Source organism: Bacillus sp. SRB_331 (genome assembly GCF_003264175.1).
Lineage (GTDB): Bacteria > Bacillota > Bacilli > Bacillales > Bacillaceae_G > Bacillus_A > Bacillus_A mycoides.
Genome location: NZ_NADV01000043.1, coordinates 22,740 through 38,169, shown reverse-complemented (window position 1 = coordinate 38,169; position 15,430 = coordinate 22,740). Strand labels below are relative to the sequence as shown.

At 32.6% G+C, this 15,430-nt stretch carries 18 protein-coding genes and 1 pseudogene; 5 read left to right on the top strand and 14 right to left on the bottom strand.

Annotated features, from left to right (window positions below; genetic code table 11):
- Positions 1-22: 22 nt before the first annotated feature.
- The 6 genes from B5P42_RS24670 to B5P42_RS24645 all read right to left on the bottom strand — a co-directional run bounded on the left by B5P42_RS24670 (position 23) and on the right by B5P42_RS24645 (position 3,181).
- A complete protein-coding gene (locus B5P42_RS24670; protein WP_002014840.1) occupies positions 23-907 on the bottom strand; it encodes a transcriptional regulator CcpC in 885 nt (294 codons plus the stop codon).
- Positions 908-1,084: 177 nt separating this feature from the next.
- On the bottom strand, positions 1,085-1,528 hold the full coding sequence (gene cbpB / locus B5P42_RS24665) for a cyclic-di-AMP-binding protein CbpB (protein ID WP_002066926.1): 444 nt from the start codon (positions 1,526-1,528) through the stop codon (positions 1,085-1,087).
- Between the two features lie 169 nt (positions 1,529-1,697).
- Positions 1,698-1,889 (bottom strand): antirepressor AbbA, encoded by a 192-nt coding sequence (gene abbA / locus B5P42_RS24660; RefSeq protein WP_002145987.1) that lies wholly within the window; start codon positions 1,887-1,889, stop codon positions 1,698-1,700.
- Positions 1,890-2,016: 127 nt separating this feature from the next.
- On the bottom strand, positions 2,017-2,535 hold the full coding sequence (locus B5P42_RS24655) for a ribonuclease H-like YkuK family protein (RefSeq protein ID WP_002033829.1): 519 nt from the start codon (positions 2,533-2,535) through the stop codon (positions 2,017-2,019).
- A gap of 74 nt (positions 2,536-2,609) precedes the next feature.
- Positions 2,610-2,759 (bottom strand): hypothetical protein, encoded by a 150-nt coding sequence (locus B5P42_RS24650; protein ID WP_002033828.1) that lies wholly within the window; start codon positions 2,757-2,759, stop codon positions 2,610-2,612.
- A 185-nt stretch (positions 2,760-2,944) separates the two neighbouring features.
- Positions 2,945-3,181: a YkuJ family protein gene (locus tag B5P42_RS24645; RefSeq protein ID WP_000055151.1), complete on the bottom strand. Its 237-nt coding sequence runs from the start codon at positions 3,179-3,181 to the stop codon at positions 2,945-2,947.
- 232 nt (positions 3,182-3,413) lie between these two features.
- Here B5P42_RS24645 and B5P42_RS24640 point away from each other — a divergent pair, with 232 nt between their 5' ends.
- On the top strand, positions 3,414-3,650 hold the full coding sequence (locus B5P42_RS24640) for a glutaredoxin domain-containing protein (protein ID WP_002014835.1): 237 nt from the start codon (positions 3,414-3,416) through the stop codon (positions 3,648-3,650).
- Between the two features lie 25 nt (positions 3,651-3,675).
- Here the strand turns inward: B5P42_RS24640 and B5P42_RS24635 are convergent, their stop codons facing one another.
- From B5P42_RS24635 to fadH, 3 genes are all read right to left on the bottom strand, one after another.
- Positions 3,676-4,164 carry a DUF3993 domain-containing protein gene (locus B5P42_RS24635; RefSeq protein ID WP_002014834.1) on the bottom strand — a complete coding sequence of 163 codons (489 nt, stop codon included), beginning with the start codon at positions 4,162-4,164 and terminating at the stop codon, positions 3,676-3,678.
- A gap of 183 nt (positions 4,165-4,347) precedes the next feature.
- Complete coding sequence (locus tag B5P42_RS24630) at positions 4,348-5,565, bottom strand: EAL domain-containing protein (RefSeq protein WP_002128891.1); 1,218 nt, start codon at positions 5,563-5,565, stop codon at positions 4,348-4,350.
- Positions 5,566-5,788: 223 nt separating this feature from the next.
- Positions 5,789-6,553: a 2,4-dienoyl-CoA reductase gene (gene fadH / locus B5P42_RS24625; RefSeq protein WP_113735480.1), complete on the bottom strand. Its 765-nt coding sequence runs from the start codon at positions 6,551-6,553 to the stop codon at positions 5,789-5,791.
- A 195-nt stretch (positions 6,554-6,748) separates the two neighbouring features.
- Here fadH and B5P42_RS24620 point away from each other — a divergent pair, with 195 nt between their 5' ends.
- Both B5P42_RS24620 and B5P42_RS24615 read left to right on the top strand, forming a co-directional pair.
- Positions 6,749-7,606, top strand: a complete 858-nt coding sequence (locus B5P42_RS24620) for a metallophosphoesterase (RefSeq protein WP_002014831.1) — start codon at positions 6,749-6,751, stop codon at positions 7,604-7,606.
- A gap of 97 nt (positions 7,607-7,703) precedes the next feature.
- Positions 7,704-7,940: a hypothetical protein gene (locus B5P42_RS24615; RefSeq protein ID WP_002014830.1), complete on the top strand. Its 237-nt coding sequence runs from the start codon at positions 7,704-7,706 to the stop codon at positions 7,938-7,940.
- Between the two features lie 166 nt (positions 7,941-8,106).
- On the opposite strand, the gene B5P42_RS24610 is transcribed toward B5P42_RS24615, so the two are convergent.
- Together B5P42_RS24610 and B5P42_RS24605 are read right to left on the bottom strand one after the other, a co-directional pair.
- Positions 8,107-10,215 carry a polyphosphate kinase gene (locus B5P42_RS24610; RefSeq protein WP_113735479.1) on the bottom strand — a complete coding sequence of 703 codons (2,109 nt, stop codon included), beginning with the start codon at positions 10,213-10,215 and terminating at the stop codon, positions 8,107-8,109.
- Positions 10,216-10,323: 108 nt separating this feature from the next.
- Positions 10,324-11,898 (bottom strand): Ppx/GppA family phosphatase, encoded by a 1,575-nt coding sequence (locus tag B5P42_RS24605; protein ID WP_113735478.1) that lies wholly within the window; start codon positions 11,896-11,898, stop codon positions 10,324-10,326.
- Positions 11,899-12,039: 141 nt separating this feature from the next.
- On the opposite strand from B5P42_RS24605, the gene B5P42_RS24600 reads away from it, so the two are divergent.
- Positions 12,040-12,498, top strand: a complete 459-nt coding sequence (locus tag B5P42_RS24600) for a YkyB family protein (protein WP_002014827.1) — start codon at positions 12,040-12,042, stop codon at positions 12,496-12,498.
- A gap of 32 nt (positions 12,499-12,530) precedes the next feature.
- On the opposite strand, the gene B5P42_RS24595 is transcribed toward B5P42_RS24600, so the two are convergent.
- On the bottom strand, positions 12,531-13,193 hold the full coding sequence (locus B5P42_RS24595) for a YkyA family protein (protein WP_105590041.1): 663 nt from the start codon (positions 13,191-13,193) through the stop codon (positions 12,531-12,533).
- A gap of 641 nt (positions 13,194-13,834) precedes the next feature.
- Positions 13,835-14,475: pseudogene (locus B5P42_RS24590) on the bottom strand (diguanylate cyclase domain-containing protein).
- Positions 14,476-14,639: 164 nt separating this feature from the next.
- Between B5P42_RS24590 and B5P42_RS24585 the strand changes: the two are divergent.
- Positions 14,640-14,873, top strand: a complete 234-nt coding sequence (locus B5P42_RS24585) for an SPP1 phage holin family protein (protein WP_002192635.1) — start codon at positions 14,640-14,642, stop codon at positions 14,871-14,873.
- 31 nt (positions 14,874-14,904) lie between these two features.
- Here the strand turns inward: B5P42_RS24585 and B5P42_RS24580 are convergent, their stop codons facing one another.
- On the bottom strand, positions 14,905-15,405 hold the full coding sequence (locus tag B5P42_RS24580; RefSeq protein ID WP_002192634.1) for a hypothetical protein: 501 nt from the start codon (positions 15,403-15,405) through the stop codon (positions 14,905-14,907).
- Positions 15,406-15,430 lie beyond the last annotated feature (25 nt).

Genomic DNA, 15,430 nt, shown 5'->3' with positions numbered 1-15,430 from the left:
AGCGAGTAGCAAGACAATAATCTTATTTTTCCATTTGAATTTCTTCTATAATTTCTAAAAATGCTTGTACTTGCTTCAACTGCCTTGCCGAGTCACTCGTCAATAACCATGTTTCTCTCGTTAATTGAACAGGTGTTTTATACATATTTTCCTGCACTTCTTTTAAAACAGTCGAAGGTAAAAGAGCATAACCTATTCCATTTAAAACAAGCTGTTTGCACGTTTCAATTTGGTCAACTACAATCGTTCGCTTAGGTGGATTTGAAAATAATCCATACCACCAATTTTGTATTTGTCCATAGTAGGTCGAATCACTTTTAAATTGAATAAATGGTCTATTTGTCTCTTTTAACATCGAAATATCTTTTATTTCTTTATCAACTAAATATAATTCATCTTCAAATAATTGTTGTTTCTGCCCTTTGTATTCTTGTGATCCTCTCAGTATAGCAACATGAACGTCTCCTTCATAAAATTGCTTTTGCACTTCACTACTCCAGCCAGTAAACAGAGATATCTTCACAGAAGGATACTTATGCACAAATTTTTTCAAAACAGGTGGAAGCCAATATTGCCCAATGACTGATGCAACAGCTATTTTTAACGTACCGTATGTTTCGGTTCTAAAAAGAGCCAGTTCACTTTTAATACCCTCTTCCCGTTGTAACATTTCTTTTGCATAATTTGCAACTTTTTCCCCTTCAGGTGTAATTGTTAATCCTTTTTGTGAACGAATAAAAAATTTCATTCCCCATTGTTTCTCCATAGATTGTAATCGTTGACTAAGCGCAGGTTGGGAAACAAATAAACGTTCCGCCGCTTTTCTCATATTTGATTCCTGAGCTAACACAACCATCATTTGAAAATCATCAATTTGCAACTTTCTCCCTCTTTCCTTAGCTTCCATACACCTAATTTTAATAAGTATTTCATCCTTAATTTAATTGCATACTTTTATACATTAGAACGGTTTGTTAGTTCAAACTTTTCTTATGCTTTATGTCTTTTTAAATATAATACATACACAACTGATATGCACGAAAAAAAGTGACTTCGCCTTTTCTGTGAAGTCACTTTCCCTACGTTATCGATTATGCTGTCTCACTTTTTTATTCAACAATTTTAAAATAGCCCGCCGTGTTAAAATACCCTCGAAGTAACCTTCTTCATTGACAGCGCAAATAAAAGGATGATCAATTGTCATTTCTAAAGCTTTTGCAAAAGAATCTTCTAACATAAGAACTGGAATCTCTTCCTTCATCACTTGTTCCACTTTCATATTCTCAAGTCTTTCAAACTCAATGCGCTCTAATCCTAAAATACCATCTAAAATCATAGCAGTACTAATTAACCCATGTAATTTATACATAGGGTCTAAAACAGGAATCGCCGAATATCCAGATTTCACAAGAACGAGTAAAGCATGTTCTAGACCATTCCCTATTTGTACATGTGCTACTTTATCTGATGAAATCATTAAATCCTTCACAAGAATTTGTTGAAACTCGTCTTTCGGAATACTAATCATGTTACATCCCCCATTTCCCCTTTTTCCTGCTAATATTCTCCGATCCTATTCACATTTTATGATAGCGTTTTCATATTATTATTTTGTCCTGACATTCTTCTAATAAAAATAAAAATACATAACTATTTTAGCATATAACATAAAAAAAAGACTACCATTCCGGTAGTGCTTAATATCCTTTATTTTTTAATCGGTAAAACAATCTTGTGATTTTTTTATATTGCGTCACATCTGTCTGTTTTAAACCATTCTCAATGTCTGTAAGCTCCACCGCTAAAATTTCGCTCGCGTAATTTTGCTGAAACAGAATATCCAACAATAAATTTTCTTCTTCTCTTGTTAAAACAAATTCCTTTTCCATATGCTCCTCTCCTTGCACTCGCATCATCACTCTCATTATATAAATTTTTCAGTCTATTTAACAGATGTAATATTCAGTTTTTGTTAGAAACACTTAACGACTGCGAATATATAGACATCATTTCACATTATTTTGTATATCTGTTTGCGTAACTAAATGCCGCATAAGCATCTGGTTTAATTTTTGCTGTTAATCCCATTGCTTGAATTTTCATCGTCATATCTAAAATAAATTCTTTTGTTAAACCATCATTCCCGATATCTAAATGAATTTCCATTATGAATCCTGCTCCATCTTGAGCGTATGGGTGCAATAAATCCCATATCGCTTGTATATGATTGGGAGTAAATAGATAGGCGATTTCTTGACTAAACTGTGTTTCTAAATATATTTTCTCTCGCAACGTTGCTGGCTTATTTTTCACTGATTTATGATGCAAACATCCCCATGCTCCTTTTCCAACACGATGAATATGTATCGCTGTAATAAACCTCGTATCCTTTTGATGCGCTTGTGAGTCTGTCCCAATAGATAATCGATATAAATTTCGCGGATCCTTTTCAATGAAACTACAAATACGGTTAAATACCATATCAAAATTCAAATGTCTCTCTGAAACATTATAAAATGTATGCTCACCGTCCACATAGTCACGTCCTTTCAATTAGACAGACTTTTCGTATTCTCATTGTATGGGACAAAAACAAAAATTATAACTTACTACCCTTTATTCGTTTCAATATTTCGAATTACATAATTACAAAACCTACATGTATATATTACATTTTGATTAGACTGGGCGGTTAATACGTGATTAATTTCAGCATGACTGTGACAATTAGGACAAATAACAATCGGTAAGCGTTCCATCCTTTGCACCTCCTATTAATATTTACTATCATTGTAGGAAAAATAAAAAATTCCTATACATATACATTTGTAAAAACTCTTTTATTTAATCGCGACTTAAATTTCAACTTCTACTACCTATATAGCCCATTAATTAATATAACTAAAAAAGGTACCGCCATTTGGCAGTACCTTTTTTATATGTATCAAGAAATGATATCGTAAATCTCAATTGCAACCATATCGATGTTATCGAATTGATACACTTGAGGTTTTTCACCTTGTTGATACACTTCTAACTCATACATTTCACTTTTATCGAAAAATTTCACGCTACATTTGCGCTCACCGTTCACTTCAAAATAGCGTTGTGCTACTTCACCGCTTTCAGCTTGCTCTTGTAGACTAACAAGTCGAGTTAAAATTCCTTGGAGTAGAGACATGAAATCTCTCCTTTCTCTGATCTTCCTACCAATAGGTTTTACAGCTATACTCATTCTATCCGTCATAACAGAAAAAACGTTCCACAATCTAGGATAAAGGTTCTTGGCAAGAAACTCAACTAAAATTTGTCGAAATAAGAAGTAAAAAGATGAAAGATCATCTTTTTACTTCTTTATTGCGCTTTTTATACTGGCAGAATATAATAAACAACAGAAAAAGGGAGGAATTACAATGAAAAAAATTGAGGTTTATACACAACCTGATTGTCCGCCTTGTACCATTGTAAAAGAATTTTTAAAACATAATAACGTTGTATATGAAGAATTTGACATAAAAAAAGACGCTGCTGCACGCAATCGTCTTTTATATGACTATGAATCCTATTCAACTCCAACAGTTGTAATTGACGAAGAAGTTGTGGCAGGTTTTCAAATTGAAAAATTACAACAGCTACTCGGTATAGAATAGGAATAGGCGACACCTATTCCTATTCTCATAATTGTTGTAACCTTTTTATTTCAGTCAACAGTTCCTGACTTTCATGATACCCTGCTAATTTCCATTTTCCATTATCCTTTTGCAATGTCACAATTTGATATTGTCCACTCTTTGTCCGCTCATAGACATATAAATTTTTATGTTCTTCATCATAAGACATTTTTGTTTCTGAATTAAAAGAAAATGGAGCTTCTTTTGCTGGAAGTAAATATTCACCACTTTGTTTTTCATTTCTACTGTTTTCATCTGTAAAAACTTGAAGGAAATTATTTGTAAAATATGGTGATAACGTCTCTATCATCTTATTCATAGGTATTTGCTTCCCGCGGATTGAAAATTGCGTCTCATAACCTTTTTGTATCGTTGTAAACACTTCTTTCCGATCCACTTTCACTTCTTCTTTTCCTAAAACAGTTGTGACACTATAGCCAACTAGAAAGGCAACACATATAAATAGAACAAACCATATTCCATATTTCTTCATTTTTTCACCTTCCTTTTAAAAGAGCTCGTCTTTGTAGTATTCATTGTAACAATGATTATGCAAAGAAAGGGATGATTTCGTTCGTAAAATCTTTACAACGATAGACAGCATTTTCATCATCATGTTCACTATTACCAATTTATGATAAAAACAAACAAAAAAATACACGAATCTCTTCGTGCATTAAAATAAAACATCTTCTTCATATAAATATTCGTACGATAAATCTATAAATAAAAAGTTTTCATCATCAATCGGGAATGAAAATGTTCGTACCATTTCACCAGTTTCGATATCAGCATATAAATCTGAAAGTCTTGCCTTATTCTCAAAACGCATTTTCATTATATTTTCTAGAAAATACGGGCGCCAGCTCCAGTTCTTCATATAATACTCTGGCATAATGATCCATCCACCATCTTTTTTCATAATATTACCCGATTGTTGAAAACCATCTTCATTACAAATAAATATCCGAAAACTATATTGTGATATGCTTTGGCTAAATTGTAATAACCAATCATTTATATCTTCATTCTTTTTTTGTTTTGACAGAACATCACCAATTCGATCACGTAACATCTCTGTTAAATTATAAATTTTTTGCAACTTCTTCTTCTCATGCAGAATAAATTGATGACATTCATTACCAAGTCGCTCTTTTAAAACATTCGTTTCAATAAAATCAGGTAAACATTCTTTCAAATAATTACCTTGATAATATCTACCACCGTTTTTCCAAGCATATTGTAGTTGATAAAAAGCATCAATTTCTTCATATAACAATGTCGCACCAATTCTTCTAGCAAGTAAAGATAAGGAATATAAAATATCTTGATAAGATTGTAAAAGTGCAGTTTGCCTTAAATTTGTTAAATCTACTTTTAAAATATCCGGTGCTAACACGCTAATACGCTCTAAATTACTTGTACCCGTTCCGACTTTATTAATCGAAATTTGAATACCATATGTACGATAATACATGAGTAAATGATTAAATTGTTCTATATCTTCTTTACATTCATGTTCTGTTATTTCCAGAACAATGCGTTGTAAGTTCAAACCTTGTTCTTCATACATCAGCAAAAGTTGAAGTAAACTTTCATCTTCATCATTCATTAATACATTAGCATTCCGATGTATAAATAATAATAATTTTTGATCCGTTTCTAAATACCTATTTAACGCTTTTTCTACGATGATGTTATCCGCTTCAAGTTGGAACTCACTCGGAATAGAATCATCATGGAAGAAAGATGCTAAACTTTGTATGCCCTCTTCTGTTTGAATACGTCCTACAACTTCATATCCAATTACTGTATGCTCATCAGCACTAAAAATAGCTTGATAATAAGGAAGGACTTTATCCAAGTTACTCATTACATCTAATGCATCTATCAACGTGCTTCCCTCCCTTTACTTTTCAAAAATTATAACACGATATTTACGGAAAAATAATAAAAAATCCCTTCAGTTTTCCTGAAGGGATTAGAGGGGTAAAATGCTAAGGGGAATTAGCAATTCTACTATGAAGAAAAAAGAGGTCTTAAATATAACCTATATATCCCCCTTTGTAAACACATTTCTCTCACGTGTCACAACTTCGTCACATTTTTCTTTCCTTTTAAAATGGATATTGGTGCAAATGCTGGCCACCATCCATTGTCATACAAGTTCCATTTATGTATGCAGCTTCATCTGAACATAAATAATAAGCTAGACCCGCAATTTCTTCTGGTGTCCCCAGCCTACCAAGTGGGACACTTTGCAATGTACGCTTAGCCATTTCTTCTGAAATCCATAATTTATCGGCACCACCTGTACGTTCAATTGGTCCTGGTGCGATAGCGTTAACTCGTATTCCATATTTACGTCCCCACTCAACAGCAAGAGTTTTTGTCATCGCTAATACACCAGCTTTAGCTGCTGCCGAATGGATAACCCCTGGGCCTGCATCCCATGCATATGTTGCCACCATGTTAATAATATTTCCTTTTATACCTTTTTCAATCCAATATTTACCAATAGCCTGACTACAATAAAATGTACCATTTAATACAATATTAATTACCGAATTCCAGCCATTCACAGATAAGTCCTCTGCTGGACAAATAAAGTTTCCAGCTGCATTATTTATTAAAATATCAATTCGTCCAAACTTCTCATCAATATGTTCAATCATTTTTTGAATATCATCAGTATTTCGTACATCCATTTGTACAGATAATACTTGCCCTGGAAACTGTTCAATTTCTAACTTTGCTTCTTCTAGCTTTTCTTTTGTACGCCCTGTAATAACAACACGTGCCCCTTCTTTCGCAAAACGAATCGCCATCCCTTTTCCCATTCCACTTGATCCACCTGTTATAATAACTACCTTCTCTTTCACATACATCCCCTCCAAAAAATGAATACACATTCATTTTATCACTTTATTTGATAGAAATCTTTATATTTTTCAATTTTTCTGATATTTTAACGTAAAGAGGTTTCTTTTCGTTCATTTTTTTCGTAATCTATACTACTTCTTTAGTATTTAAAATATATTTTAAAAAAACTGAAGGGAGGTTCGAGTAAACTGTATATGAAGAAAATTACAAGAAGAAATTTTTTAAAATCTGGAATACGCACTTGTCTATATTCATTTATAACCGCAAGTATCGGCTATTATTATGCTAAATATATAGAGCCCTATTTGCTTTCTTTTACGCAACACACACTTAAATCACCGCTCATACCAAAAGGTTTTCATGGTATGAAGATCCTTCAATTTAGCGATTTACATCTAGGATACTATTTCTCTCTCCAACATTTATCTCAAATCGTTTCCAAGATTAATGCTGAAAAGCCAGATATTGTCCTTTTTACTGGTGATCTCATTGATGATTACCAAACATATACCGAGGCTTCTTTTGTTGCATCCATTTTAAAGAATATACAGGCACCCTTCGGTAAATTTTCCATTTATGGTAACCACGACCATGGTGGATATGGAACTGAATACTATGATCACATCATGCGCGAATCTGGATTTGAACTTTTGCAAAATAGCGAAAAGCGAATTCGTTTACTGGATAATAGTGAAATTTCTATTTTCGGACTCGATGATATGCTACTGGGTAAACCAAAAATAGCGGAAACTTTACAACATGCAAAACAAAATATTTATACAATTGTTCTCGTTCACGAACCAGATATCGCGCCACAAATCGCTACATATCCAATCAATCTTCAACTTTCTGGTCATAGCCATGGCGGACAAGTACAAATTCCTTTTTTAGGTGCTATTATTACCCCGTCGCTTGCAAAAGAATATATTGAAGGTTTCTATAACATTCAAGGTTTGACTCTCTATGTCAATCGAGGTATTGGAAGAACACGTGTCCCATTCCGCTTTATGTCAAAACCTGAAATTACACTCTTCATCCTACAACATTCGTAACAATTCGCCTATTTCCTTACATATCCTTCCTTGTACGCGCTCATCCACGCTTGGTCCACCATATGATAAAAATGAGTCCAGTAAAGGAGGTTTGTTCATGTATCCATATTATCAACCGATCCCAGTTCGTTCAGCACCTTTTGGTCCAGCAGGCGACTCACGCTTCTTTCCATTTTTCGGTGTTCCATTTCTAGCTGGAATTGCTGGCGGACTGCTAGGCGGAGCATTAGCTTTCGGGCCTAGACCGTTTTATCCGCCTTATCCACCGCCTTTCCCACCACCAGCACCTTTTCCTTGTTACGGAGGGCCTTGTCAACAACCATACTATTATTAATTTAAACCAACCATTCTTCTAATGTTTTTCTCTCAACGAACCGACTCATCACACGCCTATAATAAAAACTATTCTCTCTACTCATCCTTCCATTTTGAGAATATATGAGTAGAGAAAAAAAGTAAAAACCTCTTAAATTCAATAAGAGGTTTTTACTTTTTTCACACTATTCAGCGTCTGTATTTTGATACGCCATCTTAAATAAATTCACTTGGCTATCAATTTCTTCTATACTACTATTAATTATATAATAATAGTCACCATCTTTATTTTGTTCACGTGTTTTCACATTATCAGCTAAAACCAGCTGTAAAATTGCCTTTATTCTCGCTTTCATTTCAATATCTAAAATTGAGAAGGATATTTCTACTCGTTTTTCCATATTTCGCGTCATCAAATCAGCTGAAGATAAATATATTTTTTCATCTCCATTATGATGGAAATAATAAATACGACTATGTTCTAAATATCTTCCAACAACACTAACTACACGAATATTTTCACTTACATTCGGAATCCCTGGTCTTAAACAACATGTCCCTCTAACGATGAGCTCTACCCTTACCCCAGCTTGTGATGCTTCATACATTTTTTTTATTAACGGTTTATCTGTTAACGAATTCATTTTAGCGATAATATATCCATTTCCATATTGTCTATGATAACGGATTTCCTCATCTATTAACTCCATAAACTGCTCTCTTATATCAAACGGGGCAACAGATAAATGATGAAAATGCGGTTTTTTTGTATAACCACTCAAATAATTAAAGAAATTTGTTGCATCTACACCAAAGTCTTTTCGCGATGTAATATATCCAAAATCGGTATACAACTTCGCTGTTGCATCATTATAATTTCCGGTTCCAAGATGTACAAACCTTTCAATTTTTCCGTTTCTTCTTCTTACAACTAACGTAATTTTACTATGCGTTTTCAAGTGACTTACTCCGTAAATAACGTGACATCCGGCCTGTTCCAATTCTTTAGCCCAATGAACATTATTCTCTTCATCAAACCTTGCCTTTAACTCAACCAATACCGTCACTTGTTTTCCTTTTTCAGCTGCTACCTTCAGCGCCTGAATTATTGGAGAATCTCCACTTACACGATATAATGTTTGTTTGATCGCAAGTACATTCGAGTCATCTGCCGCATCACGGACAAAATCAACGACTGGCTGAAACGACTCAAAGGGATGGTGTAATAAAATATCATGTTCTATCGCTTTTTCAAATACATCTTCCTCATCACCTAAATCTTGAGGAGGTTGAGGAATAAGAGCCGGATATACTAGATGTTCATATAAAGGCGCTAATTTTTTATATAAGGAGAATAAACATGTTAAATCTAACGGTCCATCCATCATGTACACATCTTCATCTTTTACTTCTAACACATCATACAATAACGCTAACACCCTTTCATCAATGTGTTCTTTACCAACTTCTAAACGAACGGCAGCTCCCCACTTACGCTTTTTCAATTCTTTTTCAATTACTTTTAATAAATCGCGTGCACCTTCTTCATGGATCGTTAAATCCGCATTACGTGTAATACGGAAACGAGTAACAGGTGATACGTTATATCCTGTGAATAGTTTATGAGTAAAACCACTAATTACATCTTCTAATAAAATAAATTTATGTTTTTGCCCTTCACTCGGTAAAAATATGAAACGCTCCAGTAATGAAGGCACTTGTACAATTCCTAACTTCGTACGATTTTCTTCCTCAGCCTGTTGCTCATCATATAAAATAGTAGCTAAATTCAAACTTTTATTTAATAACATTGGAAATGGACGATACGCATCAATAGATACAGGGGTTAAAACCGGAAATATTTGTTCATCAAAATACTCCTCGATAAATTCCCTTTGCTCTTTCGTCAAATCATGGAATGTTAAACGCTCAATCCCCTCTAGTTCAAGCGCTGGCAATACATAATTTTTAAACGTTTCATACTGCACAGTCATTAACTCATGCGATTTTATCGCAATCTTATTTAACTGTTTCTTTGGTGTTAAACCTGCTTTATTTTCTGGCTGATTAAATCCCGCACTTACTTGATCTTTCAAACCTGCTACGCGCACCATAAAAAATTCATCTAAATTCGAACTAAAAATACTAATAAACTTTAGTCTTTCTAATAGTGGATTATTTTCATCTTGCGCTTCTTGTAGTACACGTTCATTAAATGCTAGCCAGCTTAATTCACGATTATTATAATACGCTGTATCATTTAAATTTACTAAATTCCCCTTTAGCAATTCCATTCTCTTCACACTTCCCTTTGAAACTTTTTCACTATAATTTAGTTACTTTCATTTTATCAAATTACAATATTCCAAAGTGTTAATTTTCTGTAAAGACATCCGTACAACTTAACGTTTTGATTCGAATGATAAGTGAATATTTGTTTTCAATACTCTTTCTAGCTGCTTTTTTTGTTTTTCAGCTTGTACTTTTTCTGCTAATGCCGATTGCTCACATAAAATTCTAAACGTTAATCCTTCTTTATTTTCTGTTATGGATATCGTATCAACAAGCGATCTTTGTCTTACATTTAAAGCAGCTGAAAATTGTAAAACAGCGCCTAATAGGCGGATTTTTTTTTGTTCACTTTTATCAAACCAACCTTCAAATGGAGATAAATGTTGTTTAAATAGCATTTTTGATTTATAAGATGCAATAAGCGCTAACCTCACTCGATCTTTATGCATCATGCCGTCAATTGTTTTATTTGCCAATAAATAAAACGTGTGTAAACGACTCTCTTCTTCGTCTATATATTTTCCAATATTAAATACTTTCGCTGCTTGATGGAATGCTTCCCAGTCTTTTATTGAAACAGAAATCAGTCCCATTTCTTCGAGTTGTTTACAAATCAATCTTCCATGTTTAATAAGTTGAATGACAAATTCCATATCCATTTCATATTCGTGTGATAACAAATGTAAGCTTTCTTCAACTACATTCGGATAATATGAAATCCCTAAATCTTTCGTCAACTCTTCATAGAAAACACCTTCTCTTAATCCTTTTTTGCTTAATACAAATGCCGTTGCTTCTGTAATATTTACAAGTTTATGAAATACTTCAACCGCTGGAATAATTGTATCAGCTCGATCTTTTGCCAATCCTTCCATTTTCTGAAGTTCGATAAACGATTGTTTTTCCAATGCACCTTTTACATTTTCAATATCTTCTTCTTTCATTTTGTATAAATGTACTCCCGCTATAGGATAGTTTGTTAAATTTTGGTTGATTTTCGCTAAGTTTCTCGCACTACCACCAATTGCAATAAGAGGCAATTTCTTATCAATTAACCATGGTAACGTTCGAAATTGACACTCTAAATACTCTCGAATTTCCTCTAATTCATCTTTAGTAGGAATATCACCTTTAATAAATAGATGTTTTAAAGAAAGCGCACCAAAAGGAAAACTATGGTACTCTAAAATCTCTCTATTTTTAATATATGTAACTTCCGTACTTCCGCCACCAATATCTACTGTTATTCCTTCCGAAAACGAAGTAGAATTCATAACTGCTAAATAGCCGTAACGTGCTTCCTCATATTCTGATAATACTCTAAGAGTAAAGTCTGTTTGTCCTTCAACAAGTTTTTTAATCTCCTCTTGATTCTCAGCCTGTCTAATTGTTGCCGTTGCAACACAAAGTACATGATGCAACTGATGGAATTTTGTACTTTCTTGAAATTGAAATAATGTTTGTAACAATACTTCTTTACCTTCTTCATTCAAAACACCATCGATTAAATAATTTCTTAACCGAGCAACCACTTTCGTATTTTCAATTTCTTTATAAAAACCTCCATTTTGCTTTTCATAAATAACTAAACGCATTGTATTAGATCCAATATCTATAATGGCATATTGTAATTTTAATATTTCTTTCAAACTTCTCACTCTTTCATTATCAAATTTCTGAAACATATTCTATCACTATTATACAAAATAGTTGTTTTTTGTAACAATATTGCTTTAATATTGAAAATATATACAATTACTTTTTGCATATAATAAAAACCCATTTTATTTATGCTATAATAAGGAAAAATTGAAAGGAGAGTCAATATGAAACCTTCACAACCACAATCTCCATTGCATAATCAACATTCTATTAATAGACTAGCTCAATCTATTTTCGTTGTGAATCGTCATGCTAAAGCTGCAACTAACCCTAAGTACTTATATTGGTTAAAAAAGACTGCTTTAGAACGCTTAATTACTGAAAAAAAGGCTATCAAAGAAGGATTACATTTTTCTAGAAATCCACGTTTTAGTCAACAACAATCCGATGTTCTTATACGTTTAGGTGATTATTTTTTCCATATCCCTCCTACGAAAGATGATTTTCGCACCCTACCGCATCTTGGTCACCTTGAATCCTCCTATCGAAATCCGAAAACAACCTTATCTTTAACAATAGCAAAAAAAACACTTCAAGATTATATTGGTCCTGAAGCATTAAAACAGGAAAAAAAATTAAGCGAACCAGTTCCATGGTATAGCCGTACCTATACAAAAAAATAAAACAGTTTGGCCTAATATTAGGCCAAACTGTTTTATTTTTTCTCTTCTTTAATTTTAATATTTGCTTGTTTATAAAAAGCTATTTTTTCTGTATTATAAGTTTTTGTAAATTCATTAAACTTGTCTTTTTCTGATTCAATATCTTTATAAGACTGATTTACCACTTTTACTTTTTCACTAATATCTTTTAATTTTGTACCTTTATCTTGTAACATTGTATATAATTCTTTTTCTTGTTTTAACGATTTATTATAGCTATCATACATTTTGTTAAATGAATCGTGTCGTTTCTCATATGTGCTTTTCACTTTATCCGCTTGATCTTTCAATTTCTTATCTTCAATTTTCTTCACATATTTATCTGCTGACTTCACTTCTTCTTGTGCCTTATTTAAAGATTCTTTTTCTTTTTTAAGCACTTTTTCTCGTTCATCTGTATTTTTCACTGCTTGGTTCAGTTTTTCCTTAACAGTTTGATTATTATCTTTTCCTTCTTGAACAATCTGATTATATAATTCTTGTCCCTCTTTTTCTAAAGTTTCAAGTTTCTTCGCATCTTCAAACATTGTTTTTTCTTGTTTTGCAGCATTTTCAAATGCAACATATAATTCCTCTTCTGGTTTCGGCCCGAAACAACCCGCTAGTAAAGTCATTGATAATGCAGTTACAATTGCTAATTTACTATACTTCAACATCTTTTTCCTCCTACTTATATACGATAATCGTGTAAAAAGCTATGAAATTATTTATCCTTTTATTAACTCCACACTCGCACCTTTTTTACGAAAATCATTCATATTGTTTATAATGCTTGTACAAATTGTATTACTCAAAATTACATTTTTGAACTAAATAGCAGTTTCATATCTACCTTTTACTTGGCACTTTTTAAAACCTGTTTATACTATGTATTACATAAAAGTACAACGGAATTCATCACAGCCATAATAATTTGGAGAACAACAGTAATAATTCACCTGATAAAAGATGGTCGTTGTTCTGTCACGTCTATCATTCTATCATTTCCTTTCCGCTTTCTATCAAATAATTTCTTTGTTCATTTTACACAGTGTAAATGTCATCTTGCAACAACTTACAATTATTCTTGTCATTCCCTAAAAAGGAAAAGTGTAGAGCATGCTTTCCTCTACACTTTAAAAATGAAACACATTGTGCAAAATGCATTGACACATCCAACATAATTATATGCTTATTCCATATATTTTTAAAGACTTTTATTACAATAAAAGTTCTTTTTGTAATAAAAGTCAAAAAAATGTTACATTCAAAACTTCTTCATATCATATTTCTTCAAATCGAAGTTTCACTCATTTTCTTACAAATCCCTATGCTGGTACAATTGATTTTGTGCCTTTCTTAACAATTCTTCAAAGGTTTTTCCTTCTATTGGATAACTAGCAGCTCCAAATAATAGCGTCATACTTAACAAACCATTTTCTATTTCATTTTCAATATTTTTCATTAATCGGTTTGTTATTGTCGACTTTTCATGTCCGTTATCAATCGCCACAATAACATACTTATTTTCATCCCACCTAGTAACGACATCCCCTTTACGAATTGTCTTTACAATCGTACTCTCCAATTTTTGTACTAACACCTCAAATTTTTTTCTTGTACTGTTTCTTTTAGTTCTTTCCATTCTTTCACTGAAAGAATGTACACTGTAATATTATGAGAATCCCGTTCCGATAAAGCAGCTACTTTCTCAAAGAAATCAACTACAAAATCATTACTTGCCATTCCCCCTACTTCCGTATCCATACGCCCACTCGCTCTTTTATCATACCAATGTCCAAAATAATAGCTGAGTATCATTTGCAATATATAAATAATAAAGACGGTATAAAATGATCGCGAATCCAGTTTTGTAATTACATCCTGAAGCGCAATCCATTCTGTAACTGCCACTGTATTCCCAAGTAATAACCCACTAATTTTACCTTTATGTTTCATATTTCTCCTCCTTTCTATACCAATATATGTTTCTATAACAATTATGTTTTTCTACAAAATAAAAAATGTACACATTGAGTGTACATTTCCGCTTAAGCTTGTATACCATTTCTATTCTATTTCATATATATACTATATATCGTTTTTAGGAAGAGGTGACTTATATGCTACAAAAAGAAAATCTATCAGATATTATACGTTTACTAGCAGGGTTTCTGCTATCATTAAAATTATTATGTAATTCTTTCGGAGTGAACTTTATTACAAACGATCAAATTGACGCTATTGTAAATGTCGTTTCCTTTCTGTTCATTTTATATTTTGGTTATAAAAATAATTATGTAGGAAAAAAAGGAATCGAGCAAAAAAAAGTACTCAAAAAACACAACCTTCATTAAAAAAGGAACCTTTCTTACAGGTTCCTTTTTATCATTGCCGCACAACAACTTCATTTGTTTGCAGCGGACCATATGATACTTCTTTATATTGAAATGTATATGTAGCCTGAAATAATGCGTTTTTGATTGCTTTATCTTTATTTGCTTTTATTTTACAAATTAGTTCTACTTTCTCATTCGGTAATAAATTATTGATTCGCCACCTTACAAGCTGGAACAAAAACTCGCTCATCCCCTTATCAGCCTTTAATGAATTTGGGATATATGCAAAATAATCTCGAATCATATGACTTACTACAACTCGTGAAATCATTTCCATTCCTTTATTTTCTACTTCAATTCGAATAATAAGTATGTCATTTACATCATAGGTCAGTTCATATGAAAATTTTTCTTTATACATACTACGGATTTGCAATGTAACTGCTACATTAGGACATTCGTTTTCCTTTTTTGAGCCATCAATCCATAACACCGGTTGTAACGGTATTGAACGCCTTCCTTGATCCGAAATCCGTTTCCATATTTTCATAATAATATTCACCCCATTTCAGATG

Coding starts and splice junctions, on each gene's coding strand:
- B5P42_RS24670 (WP_002014840.1), bottom strand. CDS start 907: ATGGAAGCTAAGGAAAGAGGGAGAAAGTTGCAAATTGATGATTTTCAA.
- cbpB (WP_002066926.1), bottom strand. CDS start 1,528: ATGATTAGTATTCCGAAAGACGAGTTTCAACAAATTCTTGTGAAGGAT.
- abbA (WP_002145987.1), bottom strand. CDS start 1,889: ATGGAAAAGGAATTTGTTTTAACAAGAGAAGAAGAAAATTTATTGTTG.
- B5P42_RS24650 (WP_002033828.1), bottom strand. CDS start 2,759: ATGGAACGCTTACCGATTGTTATTTGTCCTAATTGTCACAGTCATGCT.
- B5P42_RS24645 (WP_000055151.1), bottom strand. CDS start 3,181: ATGTCTCTACTCCAAGGAATTTTAACTCGACTTGTTAGTCTACAAGAG.
- B5P42_RS24640 (WP_002014835.1), top strand. CDS start 3,414: ATGAAAAAAATTGAGGTTTATACACAACCTGATTGTCCGCCTTGTACC.
- B5P42_RS24635 (WP_002014834.1), bottom strand. CDS start 4,164: ATGAAGAAATATGGAATATGGTTTGTTCTATTTATATGTGTTGCCTTT.
- B5P42_RS24620 (WP_002014831.1), top strand. CDS start 6,749: ATGAAGAAAATTACAAGAAGAAATTTTTTAAAATCTGGAATACGCACT.
- B5P42_RS24615 (WP_002014830.1), top strand. CDS start 7,704: ATGTATCCATATTATCAACCGATCCCAGTTCGTTCAGCACCTTTTGGT.
- B5P42_RS24610 (WP_113735479.1), bottom strand. CDS start 10,215: ATGGAATTGCTAAAGGGGAATTTAGTAAATTTAAATGATACAGCGTAT.
- B5P42_RS24605 (WP_113735478.1), bottom strand. CDS start 11,898: ATGTTTCAGAAATTTGATAATGAAAGAGTGAGAAGTTTGAAAGAAATA.
- B5P42_RS24600 (WP_002014827.1), top strand. CDS start 12,040: ATGAAACCTTCACAACCACAATCTCCATTGCATAATCAACATTCTATT.
- B5P42_RS24595 (WP_105590041.1), bottom strand. CDS start 13,193: ATGTTGAAGTATAGTAAATTAGCAATTGTAACTGCATTATCAATGACT.
- B5P42_RS24585 (WP_002192635.1), top strand. CDS start 14,640: ATGCTACAAAAAGAAAATCTATCAGATATTATACGTTTACTAGCAGGG.
- B5P42_RS24580 (WP_002192634.1), bottom strand. CDS start 15,405: ATGAAAATATGGAAACGGATTTCGGATCAAGGAAGGCGTTCAATACCG.